Consider the following 15,655-nt stretch of genomic DNA (forward strand, 5'->3'; position numbering starts at 1 on the left):
GTTTGAGGCAGATTGAAGCCTAGCCGCCGAGCCTGGCCAGTACATCCGCCGGCATCGGCACCGCCCGCAACCCATCGCCCTCGTCCCGCCCCCAGATCCGCGTCTGCTCCCCTTCGGCCACCAGCCGCCCATCCTCCAGCAGGAAGCGATGCGCCACCCGGAAGGCCCGCCCGCCCGGGAAGGCGGGCGGGGCGATGCGATGCTCCAGCATGTCGGCGAAATGCGCCGGCGTACGGAAGCTGCATCGCAGGTCGACCAGCGGCGCACCGCGGAAATGCGGATCCTCGGCGGCCAGCGCAGCGAAATCCACGCCGCGCGCCCGTGTCATGTCGGTGAAGCCCTCATCCATCCAGCGGATGAAATTGCCATGGAAGACGATCCTTGCCGGATCGCAGTCATTCCAGTGGACGAGGAAGCGACGCACGAACTCCGTCACGCCACCTCCACCAGCACCGCCATGCCCTGGCCACCACCTGCGCAGGCACCGGCGATGCCGCGCTTCAGCCCGCGTCGCCGCAGCTCCATGGCGAGGGAGAGCACGCAGCGCACGCCCGTCGCCGCCAGCGGATGGCCGAAGGCGATGGCGCCGCCATTCACGTTGAACCGGCCATGCGGCACGCCGAGCGCCCGCCGCACCGCCTCGGCCTGGGCGCCGAAGGCCTCGTTGATCTCGAACAGGTCGATATCCCCGATGGCGAGGCCAAGCTTTCGCACCAGGGCGAGCGCCGCCGGCACGGGGCCGATGCCCATCACCTCGCCCGGCACGCCCGCCGCCGCCGCGGCCACCACGCGCCCGAGCGGCGCCCCACCGCCACCCTCGGCCGCAAGCTTGCCGGTGGTGACGACGACTGCCGCCGCGCCATCCACGATGGCGCTGCTGTTGCCGCCCGTCTGCACCCCGCCGAAGACGGGGGCGAGCTTCGCCAGCACCTCGATCGGCGTCGGGCGGATATGGCTGTCCTGCGCCACCTCCGCGGTCTTGCGCGGCAGCTTCAGCCGGCGCGGCTTGAGGCCGGGGCCCTCGAACACGGCCTCCGTCACCGGCGCGATCTCCTCGCCGAAGCGCCCGGCGGCCTGGGCCTCGAGCGCGCGGGCGAAGCTGGCCGCCGCATAGGCATCCGTCTCCTCGCGGGTGATCCCGTGCAGGCGGGCGAGGTTCTCCGCCGTGCCGCCCATCGCCGTGGCGCAGCCGGTGTCGAACAGCGCCTCCCAGAGGAAGTCCTTGAACTCCACCTGCCCGAGCCCGAAGCCGCCGCGCGAGGTGTAGCTGGCGACCGGCGCCCGGCTCATGCTCTCCGTTCCCACGGCGAGCGCCGCCTCCACCTGCCCGGCGCTGGTGGCCCGCGCCGCCTGGGCGATGGCCTCGAAGCCGGTGGTGCAGAGGCGCTGCACGCCATGCGCCGGCCGGTCATCCGGCATGCCGGCATAGAGGCCGATATGCCGGGCAAAGAAGAGCGAGTCGAAACTTGCCTGGGTGCAGTTGCCGGCGACGGTGGTGCCAATCCGCTGCGGGTCGATCCCGGCGCGCGCGATCGCCGCCCGCGCCGCATGGATGCCGAGATCGGTCGGCGAGATGGCGGCCAGCGCCCCGTTCAGATCGGTGAAGGGCGTCCGTGCCCCGGCCACGAGCACCGCATCGGCGAAGGTCTCGACCATGGCGGCGCCGGCGTAGCGGCTCCAGTCGGGAGTGTCCGTCAGGGTGACAGGGGCGTTCATGGCGGCGGGACCTCCGGTGTCGTTGTTCCTTGCCGCGCAGCATGGCACGGCCGCCCTGACGAGGGGAGACACCCCCGCACCGGCTTGCGGCCCCGCGCCGGGCCGGCCCATGCTGCGGGCATGAGGATCGACCTGGCGGAGGGCGGGCTGGAGGCGGTTTGGTGGGGCCCGGGGCCGGAGGCGCGACCGACCATCCTGCTGCTGCATGAAGGGCTCGGCAGCGTCTCGCTCTGGCGCGACCTGCCGGAGCGGCTGGTGGCTGCGACCGGCTGCGGCGTCATGGCCTATTCGCGCTTCGGCTATGGCCAGTCGGATGGTATCGCCCTGCCACGGCCTCTGGACTACCTGTTGCGCGAGGGCCGATCGGTGCTGCCGCGCGTGCTGGACGCCGCCGGCATCCGCCGCTGCATCCTCTTCGGCCATTCCGATGGCGGCTCCATCGCCATCGCCCATGCGGGCGGCGCGGCGGACCCTCGTGTCGAGGGGCTGGTGCTGCTGGCGCCGCATGTCATCGTCGAGGCGATCTCGCTCGATGGGATCCGCGCCACGCTGCAACGCTGGGAGGCGGGCGACCTTCGCGCCCGTCTGGCCCGCCACCACCGCGACCCGGAGGCAGCCTTCCTCGGCTGGAGCGGCGCCTGGCTGGACCCGGCCTTCCCGGAGGTGTTCGACCTGCGGCCGGAGGTCGCCCGCATCCGCATCCCCATGCTGGTCATCCAGGGCGAGGCGGATGCCTATGGCACGGCGGAGCAGGTCCATGCCATCGCGCGGGCGGCCACCGCGCCGGTCGAGACGCGGCTGCTGACCGGCACCGGCCACGTACCGCATCAGGAAGCGCCGGAGACGGTGCTCGCGGCGGTACGGGAATTCGCCGCCCGGATCTTCGAAGCAGGAACGCCATCACCGTGACACCGACCGAAGCCTTCACCCATACCCGCCGCATCACCTGGGGTGAGACGGATGCGGCGCGCATCGGCTACACGGCGCGCTTCCTCGACTTCGCCATGGAGGCGGTCGAGCGCTGGTTCCAGGACCGGCTCGGCACCGGCTGGTACGAGATGAATGTGGATGAGGGCATCGGCACGCCCTTCGTCCATGTGCAGATGGATTTCCGCAGCCCCGTCACGCCGCGCGACACGCTGACGAGCACCGTGCGGCTGGCCCGCCTCGGCGGCTCCTCGCTGCGCTTCGCCGTGGTGGGCCGTGTCGGCGAGCGGCTGGCCTATGAGGCGGAGCTGGTCTGCGCCTTCGTCGATACGGCGCGGATGAAGCCGATTCCGGCGCCGGACCGCTACCGCCCGGCGCTGGAGGCGGAGGCGGCGCTCGCCTCGGGCTGAGCCTCGAGCAGTCGCGCGATGCGGTTGAAGCGCGGGTCCGGCTCGCCGGCATGGCGGAAGGTGCCGCTGGCGCGCAGCACCGGCTCGCCATCCGCCGTCATCAGGCACTGGCCGAAGAGCATGCCGCGCGTCACCTTCAGCACCTCAGGCCGCGCCTCGACCCAGGCACCAATGCGGGCGGGGCCGATGAAGTCGGTGGCGAGGCTGACGGTGACGAGGAATTTGCTGAGCCGCGCCACATGGTTGCAGCCGCCGGTGAGCACGATGTCGGCAAAGGCAGCCAGCATGCCGCCATGGCAGAGCTCCATCGGGTTGCAATGCCGCAGCTCGACGCGGAAGCCGAAGGTGATGCCATCCCGCTCCGGCCTGATCCAGAACGGGCCGACCAGGCTGTTGAAGATGGGCAGCGCATGGCTGGGCAGGCGGAGATAGCCGGTCGGCACATCGGTCATGCAGTCGTCGCTCCTGACACCGGGCCATGGCCACGGTCGGGGTTGGAGTAGGTGGCGGGCCAGCGGCTGGCAAGCGGTGCCCCTGGCCTCCCGCCGCCGCCCGTGCTGCACTCATCGTCAAGCTGAGCAGGAGGGCATCGCATGAGCCAGGCCGCCGCAACCGCCGAGGGGCCCGAGGGCCGCATCCCCGTGCTCGATATCGGCCCGGCCCTGGCCGGCGCGCCCGGGGCGATGGAGGCGCTGGCCGGCAGCATCGCCCGCAGCTGCGAGGATACCGGCTTCCTCGTGCTGGCCAATCACGGCGTGCCCACCGCCTTGGTCGAGGGCTGCTTCGCCGCCGCGGCGGAGTTCTTCGCCCTGCCAGAGGAGGAGAAGCTGGCGCTGAAGGTGGGGCAGCTCAATCTCGGCTTCCTGCCGACCGGGGCGCAGGTGATCCGCACCTCGACCATCCACAACAACACCAAGCCGAACCTGAACGAGAGCTTCTACATCTCGCGCGACTATGCGCCGGACGATCCCGACATCCTCGCCGGCAAGCCGATGATCGGGCTCAACCGGTGGCCGCCCGCGCTGCCCGGCTTCCGCCCTGCGACCATGGCCTACTACACGGCGATGCTCGGCCTGGCGCAGCGGATGCTGCCGGCCTTCGCCCTGGCGCTTGGCCTGCGGCCCGATTACTTCGCCGAGGATTTCACGGAGCCGAGCTGCACGCTGCGCCTCATCCGCTACCAGCCGCAGCCCGAGCCGGAGGCGGACCGCTTCGGCTTCGCGCCGCATATCGATACGAATTTCATCACCTTCCTCGCGCAATCGGCGCTGCCCGGGCTCGAGGTGCGGACGCGCGAGGGAGAATGGCTGCGGCCGCCCGCCATCCCAGGCACCTTCGTCGTCAACACGGCGGAGATGCTTGGCCGCTATTCCAATGACCGCTTCGCGCCGACGCCGCATCGCGTGGTGAACACGAACCGGGAGATGCGCTATGCCATCCCCTTCTTCTTCGGTCCCGGCAATGACGCCATCATCAAGGTGGTGCCGAGCTGCATCGGCCCTGGCAACCCGCCGAAATACGAACCGCTGCGCTATCTGGACCACCGGCAGAAACTGAACCGCACCAACTTCGCCCACCGCCAGCAAATGCCTTGAGAAGGGGCTTGCTGCCCTGAATTGAGGCTGTTCCGGTCTGGAGGGCTCCTCTTCCTGCCGCGGGGCCGCTTGAAGGGGGAGGGGGTTCTGCCGCAGGCTCCGGGGCGAGGGGGACCCTTCGCCTGCCAGAGACCACACTCCTGCGCACCGGCCAGACAGGCCGCGGCGCCATCGAGTTCATCAAGGTGACCAAGCGCTTCGGCAGCTCGGTCGCGGTGGATTCGCTCGATCTGAAGATCGCCGCCGGCACCTATTGCTGCCTGCTCGGGCCCTCGGGCTGCGGCAAGACGACGAGCCTGCGGATGCTGGCCGGGCATGAGCGGCAGAGCAGCGGTGACATCCTGCTCGACAACAGCGAGGTGAGTGGCCTGCCGCCGGCCAAGCGCGGCACCGCGATGATGTTCCAGTCCTATGCTCTGTTCCCGCATCTGAGCTGCCTCGACAACGTCGCCTTCTCGCTTCGCATGCGCGGGGTTGGCAAGGCTGAACGCCATGCCAAGGCACGCGAGATGCTGCGCCTGGTGGAGCTGGAGGCGCTGGCGGACCGGTTACCGGCGCAGCTCTCGGGCGGGCAGCAGCAGCGCGTGGCGCTCGCGCGGGCATTGGTGACCAACCCATCCACCCTGCTGCTGGACGAGCCGCTCTCGGCGCTCGATCCGTTCCTGCGCGGCCGGGTAAGGGCGGAGCTGAAGCGCTTCCAGCGGGAGCTTGGCATCAGCTTCGTCCATGTCACGCATAGTCAGGACGAGGCGCTGGCGCTGGCCGACCTGGTCGTGCTGATGAAGGACGGGCGGATCGAGCAGCAGGGCACACCCTTCGAGGTGTTCGACGCGCCGCGCACCGCCTTCGCCGCGCGCTTCATGGGCGGGCACAACGTCATCGCCTTGCCCGCCAACGGGCTGGTGGCGGTGCGGACGGACCGCACGGCGCTGCGGCCCGCGGGCCAGGGCGTGGTGAGGGCGACGGTGCGCGGCGTCGAATACACCGGCACGGGCTTCGCCGTGGCGCTGGCGGGCCCCGCCGGCGAGGAGTGGCAGGCGCTGGTGGGCGAGGCCGCGCTGCGCGAGCGGCCGCTCGAGCCCGGCGAGCAGGTCGGCCTCGGCTGGGACGAGCAGGACCTCCGCTACCTGGCGGACGGAGCATGACGAGCAAGGAGAATCCAGGCATGGACAAGACGATGACGCTGGCGCGCCGCCGGGTGCTGCAGGGCGCGGCCGGGCTGGCCGCCGGCCTCGCGGCGCCGGCGGTGCATGCGCAGGGCGCGGTGACGCTGCGCTATGTCGGCACCGCGGTGAACCAGCATGCCGGCATCAAGGAGAAGGTGAAGGAGGATCTCGGCATCACGCTCGAGTACATCCCCGTCACCTCGGATGATGTGGTGCGGCGGGCGGTGACGCAGCCGAACAGCTTCGACATCCTCGATTCCGAATACTGGATGCTCAAGAAGATCATCCCCTCGGGCAACCTCATCGGCATGGATGCCAAGCGCATCAAGCTGGTCGACGAGATCACCACGATCTTCACCAAGGGCGAGGTCGCCGGCAGGAAGATCGGCGACCAGGGTACGGCGCCGAGCAAGGTGATGTATCTCCCGGCACAGAACGGCAAGGCCTTCGCCGGCGCGCCGACCCAGTGGCTGACGCTGATCCCGACGACCTACAATGCCGATACGCTCGGCATCCGTCCCGACAGGATCACCCGGCCGATCGAGAGCTGGGCCGAGTTGCTCAACCCGGAATTCAAGGGCAAGGCGAGCATCCTCAACATCCCATCCATCGGCATCATGGATGCGGCGATGGCGGTCGAGGCCTCGGGCCGGCACAAATACGCCGACAAGGGCAACATGACCCGCGCCGAGATCGACCTGACGATGCGGGTTCTGACCGAGGCCAAGCGTGCCGGCCAGTTCCGCGCCTTCTGGAAGGACTTCAACGAGAGCGTCAACCTGATGGCCTCGGGCGAGACCATCATCCAGTCCATGTGGTCGCCGGCGGTGACGGCGGTGCGCAGCCGCGGCATCCCCTGCGTCTACCAGCCACTGAAGGAGGGCTACCGCGCCTGGGCCGCTGGCTTCGGCCTGCCGAAGACGCTGACGGGTCGGAAGCTCGACGCTGCCTATGACTTCATCAACTGGTTCCTCTCCGGCTGGGCCGGCGCCTTCCTGAACCGCCAGGGCTACTACTCCGCCGTGCTCTCGACCGCGCAGAAGAGCATGCAGCCCTATGAGTGGGATTTCTGGATGATGGGCAAGCCGGCGGCGCAGGACATCAAGGCGCCGGACGGCACGGTGATGGAGAAGGCCGGCAGCGTGCGCGACGGCGGCAGCTTCGAGGCGCGCATGGGCGCCGTCGCCTGCTGGAACGCCGTGATGGACGAGAACGACTACATGGTCAGGAAATGGAATGAGTTCATCGCCGCCTGACCACCGCCCGATGGGCCGACCAATGGCGCCGCTGCTCCAGGCGGCGCCATTGGCGCTGGTGCTGCTGTTGTTCTTCGTGTTCCCGCTGCTGGCGACCGCGGTCGTCAGCCTGTGGAATTACACCGAGTATTCGCTGGTGCCCGACATCACCCAGCGGAACTACGTGGAGATGTTCGAGGGCTGCTCCAACCTCTCGGACGGGCTCTGCGCCACCTTCCGGACCTATATCTCGACGCTTCGCCTCTGCCTCATGGTCTGGGCGATCACCACGCTGCTCGGCTTCACCATCTCCTATTTCCTCGCCTTCCATATCCGGTCGGAATCGGTGCGGATGGCGCTGTTCCTGCTCTGCACCGCGCCCTTCTTCACCTCCAACGTCATCCGCATGATCTCCTGGCTGCCGCTGCTGGGGCGGGAGGGGGTGGTGAACCAGGCGCTGGTGGCGACCGGGCTGGTGGACCAGCCGCAGGACTGGCTGCTGTTCTCCGAATTCTCGGTCGTCGTCGCCTTCGTCCATCTCTACACCCTCTTCGTCACCGTCCCCGTCTTCAACAGCATGATGCGGATCGACCGCCGGCTGATGGAGGCGGCGCAGGATGCGGGGGCGAGCCCCTGGCAGACGCTCTGGCATGTGGTGATCCCGCTGACCAAGCCGGGCCTCGTCATCGGCTCCATCTTCGTCATCGTGCTGGTGATGGGGGATTTCGTGACCATCGGCGTGATGGGCGGGCAGCAGATTGCCTCCATCGGCAAGGTGATCCAGGTGCAGATGTCCTACCTGCAATTCCCCGCTGCCGCGGCGCAGGCGGTGGTGCTGCTCGGGCTGGTGCTGATGGTGATCGCGGTGATGACCAGGCTCATCGATATCCGGCGGGAGCTGTGATGGACGAGGATCGCCGGCCCTTCTCCTTCTGGGTGCTGGCCGCGGTCTTCGCGGCCTTCGTCGTCTTCCTCTACGGGCCGACGCTCACCATCCTCGTCCTGTCCTTCCAGGGACCGGAGGGCGGGCTGACCTTCCCGCTGCAGGGCGTGTCGGCGCATTGGTACCGGGTGCTCTGGGCCGGCGCGGGGGTGATCGACATCTGGTCCTCCTTCCGGCGATCGCTGTGGCTCGGCCTCGTCGTCATGGTGCTGACGACGGTGATCTCGCTGCTCGCGGGCTATGCCTTCCGCCGGCGCTTCCCTGGCCAGGGGCTGCTGTTCAACCTGACCATCGCCAGCCTGATCGTGCCCTCCATCGTCGTCTCGCTCGGCATCGCGCTGGAATTCCGCCTCATCGACGATGCGGTGAAGGCCTTTGCCGAGGCGTATGAGGTCGCCTGGGTGAACGAGGCCTACACGACGGCCATGGGCCTCTTCACCTCAGCGCTCGGGGCGCATCTCACCTGGACGCTGCCCTTCGGCCTGCTGATCATGTTCGCCGTGTTCAACCGCTTCCCGGACAACCTGGAGGAGGAGGCGCGCGATCTCGGCGCCTCGCCCTGGCAGGTCTTCCGCCATGTGGTGCTGCCGCTGGTGGCGCCGAGCCTGGTCGGCGTCGCGCTCTTCGGCTTCACCCTCTCCTGGGACGAGATCGCCCGCACCTCCCAGGCGATCGGCGACACCAATACCCTGCCGCTTGAGCTCCAGGGCCTGACCAGCACGGTGACGACGCCGGAGATCTACGCGCTGGGCACGGTGGTGACGGGCGTCTCGGTGCTGGTGATCGTGCTCGCCTTCCTCGGCGTCTCCATGGCCAAGCGTCGGGCGGCGAAGCGGGTGCTGGGATGACGGCCGAGGAACTGCTGCGGGCAGCCCAGGCCGGTGTGCCGCCGCCGGGGCTGCCGGGCCCGCTGCGTGCCCTCGTTGAGGATGCGCGCGGCGACTGGGAGGCGGCGCATGCGGCGGCCCAGGCCGGCGACGACGCCGCAAGCGCCTGGGTGCATGCCTATCTGCACCGCAAGGAGGGCGACCTCGGCAATGCCGGCTACTGGTACAACCGCGCCGGCCGGGTGAAGCCGGCCGGCACGCTCGAGGAGGAATGGCTGGCGATCGCCCGGGCGCTGCTGGATCAGCCCGGCTGAGGCGAGCGGCGGCGGAAGTCCTGCGCCATCTCCTCCAGCGTGACGAAGCGCACGCCGGGGTGCTTCAGCATGTGGCCGATCAGCCGCTCCAGCATCATCAGCACCTGCGGCCGGCCGGAGACATCCGGGTGGATGGTCATCGGCACCACCGCATAGTCGTACTCGCGGTAGATGAAATCGAAATGGTCGCGCCAAATCTGCTCCAGCGCATGGGGCGAGACATAGCCGTGGCTGTTCTGGAATTTCTTGATGAACATCATCGGCGGCAGGTCGTCGAGGTACCAGGAGGCCGGGATCTCGACGAGTCCGGTGGTCGTCCCCTTGGTGAAGGGCTTCATCCAGCTTTCGGCCGGCTGCGCGTAGTCAATCGGCGTCCACTCGTCGCCGGTGCGGACGTAGTAGGGCGTGCAGTCGTGGTGCATCAGCGAGTGGTCGTAGGCGATGCCGCGCTCGACCAGGATCTCGATGCTGGTGGCGCTCACCTCCCACCAGGGTGCGACATAGCCGACCGGCTTGCGGCCCCAGTGCTTCTCGATCAGGCCGATGCAGCGGTCGAAGATCGCCTCCTCCTGCTGGCGGGACAGCGCCAGCGGGTTCTCGTGGCTGTAGCCGTGCAGGCCGATCTCATGCCCGGCCTTGGCCACCATGTCGGTCTGCTCGGGGAAGCTCTCGATGGTATGGCCCGGGATGAACCAGGATTGCGTCAGGCCGAAGCGCTCGAAGAGCTTCAGGATGCGCGGCATGCCGACCTCGGCCGCGAAGACGCCGCGACTGATATCGCCCGGGCTGTCCTCGCCCATATAGCTGCCGAGCCAGCCAGCCACTGCATCGCAATGGATGCTGAAGGCGCAGAGGATCTCCTTGGCCATGTCCCTTATCCCTTGTCATTCGCGCGGGTCCAACGCTCGATCTCGCCGATCGCTGTCGCCGCGTCGATGATATCGGCATAGCGCCGCTCCACATCCTTCAGGTTCTGGTCATGCGCCACCTGGTCGTGGTCGCCGACGCAATCCTGGGCGACCATGGTACGGAAGCCGAGGGAGAAGGCATCGATCACGCTGGCCCGGACGCAGCCCGAGGTGATGCAGCCGGTGACGATGACGGTATCGACCCGTTCCTTGGTCAGGATGGCGGCGGCGGGCGTGGCGAAGAAGATGGAGGGCGCCGACTTCATCAGCAGCACATCCGGCCCCGCGGCGGCGATACGCGGGTCGAGCTCCACGCTCGCGGTGCCCTTCAGCAGGTCAAAGACGGGCGCGGCCTTCCAGTGCGGCGCGGCGCGCGGGCTGTCATAGCCGTTGACGCAGGCGATGACGGGCAGGCCGGCCCGCCGCGCAGCCCGGATCAGCGGCACCGTGGCTTCGACCGCGGCATCGACCATCGGGGCGCCGGCCATCGGGAAGGCCGGGTCGGTGAAGCCGCGCTGGAAATCCACGACGACGACACCGATCCTGGCGCCGAAGCCGAGGGGGCGGCTGCCATAGCCGCGCGCCGCATAGATGTCGCTCATGGGACTCGCCTCCTCGATGCTGCGGCATGAAGGTTGCAACTCCCATGCCGAGCAGGGAGGGCCGCCGTATGAGCGCATCGATCCAGGACCCCGGGCGCATCCGCGACCTGTCGGCCGCCATGGCGGCAGGGGGCCTCACCGCGGAGGGGCTGGTGGAGCGCTGCCTCGCCCGCATCGCCGCGGTGGACGGGCAAGTACGGGCCTGGGTGCATGTGCTGGATGAGGAGGCGCTGGCCACCGCCCGGGCGCTGGATGCGGAGCGCCGGGCCGGCAGGCTGCGCGGGCCCTTGCACGGCATTCCGGTCGGGGTGAAGGACGTCATCGACGTCGCCGGCCTGCCTACGCGGGCCAACAGCCCGAGCCGGGCCGACCTGGCGCCGGCGACCGCCGATGCCACCGTGGTGGCCCATCTGCGGGCGGCGGGGGCGGTGGTGCTCGGCAAGCTGCACACCACGGAATACGCCTATTTCAACAGCCTGCCACCGACGCGGAACCCCTGGGACCTGACGCGGACGGCCGGCGGCTCCTCGGCCGGCTCGGGCGCGGCCATCGCTTCGGGGACGGTGCCGCTGGCGCTCGGCACCCAGACGGCGGGCAGCGTCAACCGGCCGGCGGCCTATACGGGCGTCGGCGCCTTCAAGCCCTCGACCCTCTCCATCGGCGGAACGGGCGTGCTGCCGCTGGCCCCTTCCTTCGATACCGTGGGCGCCTTCGGCGGCTCCGCCCAGGATGCGGCGCTCTGCGCGGCGGGGTATGCGGCGGACCATCTCGGGCTGCGCGCTCCATCGCCGGTCCGGCCGCGGATCGTAGTGCTGTCCGACCCGATGATCGCGGCGAAGCAGCAGCCGGGGACGGCCGCGGCGGTGGCGGCGCTGGCGGCGCGACTCGGCGCCGCGGGCCTGCCGGTGCGAGAAGTGCGCGCGCCCGTATCGCTCGAAGAGGTCCTCGAGGTGCATCGCGGGGTGATGGTGGCGGAGCTCGGCCGCACCCATGCGCGGGCGCCGCGCGGCCGGGTCTCGCCCCGGATCGTGGCCGATATCGAGGCCGGGCTGGCTATCGGCGAGGCCGATTACCTGGCCGGGCTGCGCCGGCTCGCTGACTTCCGCGCGGCCTTCTGGTCGGCCTTCGGAGCCGATGACCTGCTGCTGCTGCCGGCGGCACCCGATGTGGCGCCCACTCCGGAGACGACGGGCGACCCCTCCTTCGTCATCCCCTTCACCGCATTGGGCGGACCGATAGCGACCCTCCGGGCGGGGAGGGATGGACATATGCCGGTCGGGGCGCTGCTGACCGGCGCGCCGGGGGCGGATGCAAGGCTCGCCGGCTTCCTGCTCTCCGATCTCGGCACCGAACTCGATTTGTAGAGGGCCGCGATTGACGGCGATCTTCGCCCTCTCGCTCGGCCTGCCGGGGGGCTTCCTCGCCGACAGGATCGGCCGCCATGTCAGCCGGCTGCGGGTGCGGAACTACCCGGCGCTGGTGGTGCCATCGCTGCCGGGGCAACCTGCCGGCCACGAGCGGCGAGCATCTGCCACGGCAGTTCCTCCGTACCCAGGCCGCGGCCGCCGGAGGCCGTCGGCGCCTCATCCGGCCTCGCCGGCTTTCTCTGGCTCGCGGGTGATGGACTGACGGAGAGCGGCCTGTAGCTCGTTCAGGCCATAGGGCTTGCGCAGCACGGCACCGGCGAAGGCCCGCAGGGCCTTGGGCTCCGCATAGCCGGTCGCCAGCAGCACCCGGAGGCCCGGCCGGAGGGCGGCGGCGCGGGCCGCCAGCTCGTCCCCGCTCATGCCGGGCATGGCAAAATCCGCGAGCAACAGGTCGAAGTCCTGGCCGGGTTCGAGCAGGGCCAGGGCCTCCTAGCGCCGCCTCGCCATCGGCAACGGCGACGGTGTCGTAATCGGCCGCCAGCAGCCGCTCGACATAGGCACGCATGTCGGCGTTGTCGTCGGCGAGCGGGATGCGTGGCCGCGTCGCCACGGCGGCCGGGGGCTCGGTGAGGCCGGGGCGGATCGGCACGACCTTCGGGGCATCGGAGCTGGCTGCCGCCGCCGGCCCGGCCGACCAGCGCATGGCCTCCGCCACGAAGGGCTCGGCACCGAGGGCCGTCGATTGCAGCCGCCGCGGGACGCCGATCCGGTCGGCCGGCAGATGCGCCTGGCCGGCGGGGATCGCCACGGTGAAGACGCTGCCGCGCCCCGGTTCGCTCTCGACGGAAATCCGGCCGCCATGCAGCGAGACCAGTTCCTGCACCAGGGCGAGGCCGATGCCGGAGCCTTCATGGGTCCGCGCCCGGGCGCCCTCGATGCGCTGGAAGCGGTCGAAGACCCGGCCGACCTGATCGCCCGGGATGCCGACGCCCGTATCGGTGACCGAGAGCCGGATCATCCCATCCTGATCCTCGCGCAGCGCGACCGCGATGCGCCCCTTGAAGGTGTGCTTGAAGGCGTTGGAGAGCAGGTTGAGGACGATCTTCTCCCACAGATCCGGGTCGACATAGGCGGGTTCGCGGAGGGGCGGGCAATCCACCACGAAGCGGAGCCCCGCCCTCTCGATGGTCGAGCGGAAGGCGCCGGCCAGCTCGACGGTCGCGGCGCCGAGCTCCACCGGCTCGAAGCTGGCCTCGGCCCGGCCGGCCTCGGCCCGGGCGAAGTCGAGCAGCGCATTGACCAGGCGGAGCAGCCGGAGCGCGTTTCGCCGCACCATGGCCAGCTCCTCGCGAAGCGCCGGGGCGAGGCCGGGGCGGGCGAGCAGATCCTCGACCGGCCCGAGCAGCAGGGTGAGGGGGGTGCGGAACTCGTGCGAGACATTGGAGAAGAACTGCGTCTTCGCCCGGTCGAGCTCGGCGAGCGCATGGGCGCGGCGGCGTTCCTCCGCATAGGCCTCGGCATTGCGGATCGCCGCCGAGACCTGGCCGGCCAGCAACTCGTAGAAGGCGCGATACCCGGAATCGAGGGCGCGGCTCGGGTTGGTGCCGCAGACCAGCACCCCGAGCGGCTCCGCCCCGCCAGCCCCCGAAAGCGGCAGGGCGATGGCGGTAGCGACGGCATGGCCGAAGGGTCCGCCGCGCAATGCGCCAATGCGGGCGGTGGCCTCGACCACTGCGATTGCGCCGGTGGCTGCCTCCGCCAGGGGCCAGGGCCAGGCGGCGTCCGGCCCATCCAACCGCACCCGGCTGGGTGCAGCCGGCCCGCCCGCTTCCACCCCGACCGCGGCAGCGAGGGAGAGCGTCCAGGGCTCGGCAGCGCGGAGATAGATGAGGGCGAAGGGGATGTCCCAGCTGTGCTGGGCGATGGCGGCGGCGATGGTGCGGCAGGTCGCCTCGGTTGACTGCGTCGCATTGGCCTGGGCGGCGAGGTCCCGCTGCAGCTCGAGGCGCCGTTCCACCAGCACCTGGGCGGTGACCTCGCTACAGACGCAGAGCATGCCGCGGATGGAGCCGAGATCGTCCTCGACCGCGCTGTAGGAGAGGGAAAATAGGCCTCGTCATATCCGGCGCGGTTCACCGCGAGGCGCTGGGCCGGCACCCAATTGGGCGTGCCGGTCTCCATCACCGCCTGGATCATCGGTCCGATGGTGGCCCAGGATTCGGCCTGGGTTTCCCGGATCGAACGGCCGAGGGCGCCAGGATGCTTGGCGCCGATCAGGCCGGTATAGGTATCGTTGTAGATCTGAAGCAGATCGTCGCCCCAGAGCAGGACCATGGGGTAGCGGGAGCCGAGGATGGTGCGAACCGTGGCCTTCAGGCTCTGAGGCCAGGTCTGGACAGGGCCGACCGGGATCGCGGCCCAGTCGAGCGCACGCATGCGCGCCGCCATCTCACCCGGACCGGGAAAGGGTTCACGGCTGCCAGCCGTCTGCATGAGGCGTCACTCCCCACCCTGGCGCTCTGGGGATTGTAACGCTCAAGGTCGGTTTGACAGGCCCACGCACGGAGCTTTGTCCCATGCATGGGCATGCGGCACGGGCATGCGCCGATATCGCATGCCCGTGGTTCGGTCAGACCGCGCTCGACCAGTCCGCCGGGACGAAGCGGTAGCCATTGCCTTCCTTCGCCAAATACCCGTTGGCGGGGAAGGGGAAGTGATAGCCGGTGATGCGGATTCGATCGGTGGCAACCTGGTCGTAGATCCTGCGCCGTGCCGCCTCGGCCATCTCCGGGTCGAAGTCGAAGATGACGTGGAAGTCGGGGCGGCAGGCCAGCAACTCCGGCCGGTTGGTGCAATCGGCGACGAACATGGCCTGCGCCGTGCCGTCGGAGATGTGGTAGCAGGTGTGGCCAGGCGTATGGCCATGGGCGGCGACGGCGCGGATGCCCGGCATGACCTCCGCCCCGGCCGCCACCTGACGGATCTTCCCCTGATAGGGCGCGAAGCGGCGGGCGCTGTTGGCGAAATTGCCGCGCTGGCCCTCCGGGCTGCGGGACTCGTTGCCTGTATCGCTCCACCAGGCCCATTCGGCGGCGGGGACCACGACCTCGGCATTGGGAAAGGCGGCCGCGCCGGCGGCGTTCAGCAGCCCGTTCACGTGGTCGCCGTGGAAATGGCTCATCACCACGAGATCCACCTTGGCCGGGTCGATGCCGGCGGCGGCCATGTTCTGGATCATCCGGCCCTGTGTGGCGCCGGGCGGGGTGACGCCGTTGCCGCTGTCGAAGACCACCAGCCTGCTGCCGGTGTCGAGGAAGGTGACGGTGAAGGGGATGCGGATGCTGTCCGTCGGCAGGAAGCTCTCCGCCATCACCTTCTGCACCTCCTCGAGCGGGGCATTGCGCACGAAGCCCTGCAGCGGGCGCTGGAAGAAGCCGTCATGCACGGTGGTGACGGTGAAGCTGCCGACCTTGAAGCGGTAGAAACCCGGCGCCTGGGCAGCGGCGGGGGCTGCACCGGGCGTAGTCTGGGCCGCCGCGCCACGCAGCAGGGCGGGGGCGGCCAAGGGGGCGACGAGCCCGGCGGTAAGGCCGCCAAGCGCAAGGCGGCGGCTAGTGATCTGGGTCATCGGTCCCTCCGGCAATA

General features: G+C 69.8%; 15 protein-coding genes and 1 pseudogene. 9 read left to right on the plus strand and 7 right to left on the minus strand.

Translation table 11 applies throughout. The features are described 5' to 3' along the window. Nucleotides 1-19: 19 nt before the first annotated feature. Together BLR02_RS06645 and BLR02_RS06650 are read right to left on the minus strand one after the other, a co-directional pair. On the minus strand, nt 20-436 hold the full coding sequence (locus BLR02_RS06645; RefSeq protein WP_090564766.1) for an acyl-CoA thioesterase: 417 nt from the start codon (nt 434-436) through the stop codon (nt 20-22). Then, nucleotides 433-1,716 carry a thiolase family protein gene (locus tag BLR02_RS06650; RefSeq protein WP_245704659.1) on the minus strand — a complete coding sequence of 428 codons (1,284 nt, stop codon included), beginning with the start codon at nt 1,714-1,716 and terminating at the stop codon, nt 433-435. The genes BLR02_RS06645 and BLR02_RS06650 overlap by 4 nt, the downstream gene beginning before the upstream one ends. Nucleotides 1,717-1,836: 120 nt before the next feature. Between BLR02_RS06650 and BLR02_RS06655 the strand changes: the two genes are divergently transcribed. Then, entirely contained in the window at nt 1,837-2,625 is a 789-nt protein-coding gene (locus BLR02_RS06655; protein ID WP_090662422.1) for an alpha/beta fold hydrolase, read from the plus strand. Then, the gene (locus BLR02_RS06660; RefSeq protein ID WP_176849410.1) at nt 2,622-3,053 is read left to right on the plus strand and encodes an acyl-CoA thioesterase; all 432 of its coding nucleotides are present in this window, start codon (nt 2,622-2,624) and stop codon (nt 3,051-3,053) included. The genes BLR02_RS06655 and BLR02_RS06660 overlap by 4 nt, the downstream gene beginning before the upstream one ends. Here BLR02_RS06660 and BLR02_RS06665 read toward each other — a convergent pair. Further along, nucleotides 3,008-3,505 (minus strand): PaaI family thioesterase, encoded by a 498-nt coding sequence (locus BLR02_RS06665; RefSeq protein WP_090661816.1) that lies wholly within the window; start codon nt 3,503-3,505, stop codon nt 3,008-3,010. The genes BLR02_RS06660 and BLR02_RS06665 overlap by 46 nt on opposite strands. 141 nt (nt 3,506-3,646) lie before the next feature. Here BLR02_RS06665 and BLR02_RS06670 point away from each other — a divergent pair, with 141 nt between their 5' ends. The 6 genes from BLR02_RS06670 to BLR02_RS06695 all read left to right on the plus strand — a co-directional run bounded on the left by BLR02_RS06670 (nt 3,647) and on the right by BLR02_RS06695 (nt 9,133). After that, complete coding sequence (locus BLR02_RS06670; RefSeq protein ID WP_090564758.1) at nt 3,647-4,648, plus strand: isopenicillin N synthase family dioxygenase; 1,002 nt, start codon at nt 3,647-3,649, stop codon at nt 4,646-4,648. Nucleotides 4,649-4,833: 185 nt separating this feature from the next. Continuing rightward, a complete protein-coding gene (locus BLR02_RS06675; RefSeq protein ID WP_245704660.1) occupies nt 4,834-5,793 on the plus strand; it encodes an ABC transporter ATP-binding protein in 960 nt (319 codons plus the stop codon). A 20-nt stretch (nt 5,794-5,813) separates the two neighbouring features. Continuing rightward, nucleotides 5,814-7,070, plus strand: a complete 1,257-nt coding sequence (locus BLR02_RS06680; protein WP_090661819.1) for an ABC transporter substrate-binding protein — start codon at nt 5,814-5,816, stop codon at nt 7,068-7,070. Nucleotides 7,071-7,092: 22 nt separating this feature from the next. Then, nucleotides 7,093-7,953, plus strand: coding sequence for an ABC transporter permease (locus BLR02_RS06685; protein WP_245704661.1), 861 nt, complete (start codon nt 7,093-7,095; stop codon nt 7,951-7,953). Continuing rightward, complete coding sequence (locus BLR02_RS06690; RefSeq protein ID WP_090661825.1) at nt 7,953-8,840, plus strand: ABC transporter permease; 888 nt, start codon at nt 7,953-7,955, stop codon at nt 8,838-8,840. The genes BLR02_RS06685 and BLR02_RS06690 overlap by 1 nt, the downstream gene beginning before the upstream one ends. Beyond that, nucleotides 8,837-9,133 carry a hypothetical protein gene (locus BLR02_RS06695; RefSeq protein ID WP_090661828.1) on the plus strand — a complete coding sequence of 99 codons (297 nt, stop codon included), beginning with the start codon at nt 8,837-8,839 and terminating at the stop codon, nt 9,131-9,133. Before BLR02_RS06690 ends, BLR02_RS06695 begins: the two co-directional genes overlap by 4 nt. Here the strand turns inward: BLR02_RS06695 and BLR02_RS06700 are convergent. Both BLR02_RS06700 and BLR02_RS06705 read right to left on the minus strand, forming a co-directional pair. Continuing rightward, nucleotides 9,121-10,002 (minus strand): polysaccharide deacetylase family protein, encoded by an 882-nt coding sequence (locus BLR02_RS06700; protein WP_090564748.1) that lies wholly within the window; start codon nt 10,000-10,002, stop codon nt 9,121-9,123. The genes BLR02_RS06695 and BLR02_RS06700 overlap by 13 nt on opposite strands. A 5-nt stretch (nt 10,003-10,007) precedes the next feature. Continuing rightward, nucleotides 10,008-10,643, minus strand: coding sequence for an isochorismatase family protein (locus tag BLR02_RS06705; RefSeq protein WP_090661831.1), 636 nt, complete (start codon nt 10,641-10,643; stop codon nt 10,008-10,010). A 68-nt stretch (nt 10,644-10,711) separates the two neighbouring features. Between BLR02_RS06705 and BLR02_RS30320 the strand changes: the two genes are divergently transcribed. Beyond that, nucleotides 10,712-12,007 (plus strand): amidase, encoded by a 1,296-nt coding sequence (locus BLR02_RS30320; RefSeq protein ID WP_245704662.1) that lies wholly within the window; start codon nt 10,712-10,714, stop codon nt 12,005-12,007. 808 nt (nt 12,008-12,815) lie between these two features. On the opposite strand, the pseudogene BLR02_RS30330 reads toward BLR02_RS30320, so the two are convergent. Together BLR02_RS30330 and BLR02_RS06720 are read right to left on the minus strand one after the other, a co-directional pair. Then, nucleotides 12,816-14,066 (minus strand): annotated as a pseudogene (locus BLR02_RS30330) (sensor histidine kinase); the annotation flags it as partial. Nucleotides 14,067-14,639: 573 nt separating this feature from the next. Beyond that, complete coding sequence (locus BLR02_RS06720; protein WP_090661840.1) at nt 14,640-15,638, minus strand: MBL fold metallo-hydrolase; 999 nt, start codon at nt 15,636-15,638, stop codon at nt 14,640-14,642. Between the last annotated feature and the right edge of the window lie 17 nt (nt 15,639-15,655).

Source organism: Belnapia rosea (assembly GCF_900101615.1).
GTDB lineage: Bacteria > Pseudomonadota > Alphaproteobacteria > Acetobacterales > Acetobacteraceae > Belnapia > Belnapia rosea.

What these genes read in the sequence shown, in the direction of transcription:
- BLR02_RS06650 (WP_245704659.1), bottom strand. Translation starts at nt 1,716, where the DNA reads ATGAACGCCCCTGTCACCCTGACGGACACTCCCGACTGGAGCCGCTAC.
- BLR02_RS06655 (WP_090662422.1), top strand. Translation starts at nt 1,837, where the DNA reads ATGAGGATCGACCTGGCGGAGGGCGGGCTGGAGGCGGTTTGGTGGGGC.
- BLR02_RS06665 (WP_090661816.1), bottom strand. Translation starts at nt 3,505, where the DNA reads ATGACCGATGTGCCGACCGGCTATCTCCGCCTGCCCAGCCATGCGCTG.
- BLR02_RS06670 (WP_090564758.1), top strand. Translation starts at nt 3,647, where the DNA reads ATGAGCCAGGCCGCCGCAACCGCCGAGGGGCCCGAGGGCCGCATCCCC.
- BLR02_RS06680 (WP_090661819.1), top strand. Translation starts at nt 5,814, where the DNA reads ATGGACAAGACGATGACGCTGGCGCGCCGCCGGGTGCTGCAGGGCGCG.
- BLR02_RS06685 (WP_245704661.1), top strand. Translation starts at nt 7,093, where the DNA reads ATGGCGCCGCTGCTCCAGGCGGCGCCATTGGCGCTGGTGCTGCTGTTG.
- BLR02_RS06690 (WP_090661825.1), top strand. Translation starts at nt 7,953, where the DNA reads ATGGACGAGGATCGCCGGCCCTTCTCCTTCTGGGTGCTGGCCGCGGTC.
- BLR02_RS06695 (WP_090661828.1), top strand. Translation starts at nt 8,837, where the DNA reads ATGACGGCCGAGGAACTGCTGCGGGCAGCCCAGGCCGGTGTGCCGCCG.
- BLR02_RS06700 (WP_090564748.1), bottom strand. Translation starts at nt 10,002, where the DNA reads ATGGCCAAGGAGATCCTCTGCGCCTTCAGCATCCATTGCGATGCAGTG.
- BLR02_RS06705 (WP_090661831.1), bottom strand. Translation starts at nt 10,643, where the DNA reads ATGAGCGACATCTATGCGGCGCGCGGCTATGGCAGCCGCCCCCTCGGC.
- BLR02_RS30320 (WP_245704662.1), top strand. Translation starts at nt 10,712, where the DNA reads ATGAGCGCATCGATCCAGGACCCCGGGCGCATCCGCGACCTGTCGGCC.
- BLR02_RS06720 (WP_090661840.1), bottom strand. Translation starts at nt 15,638, where the DNA reads ATGACCCAGATCACTAGCCGCCGCCTTGCGCTTGGCGGCCTTACCGCC.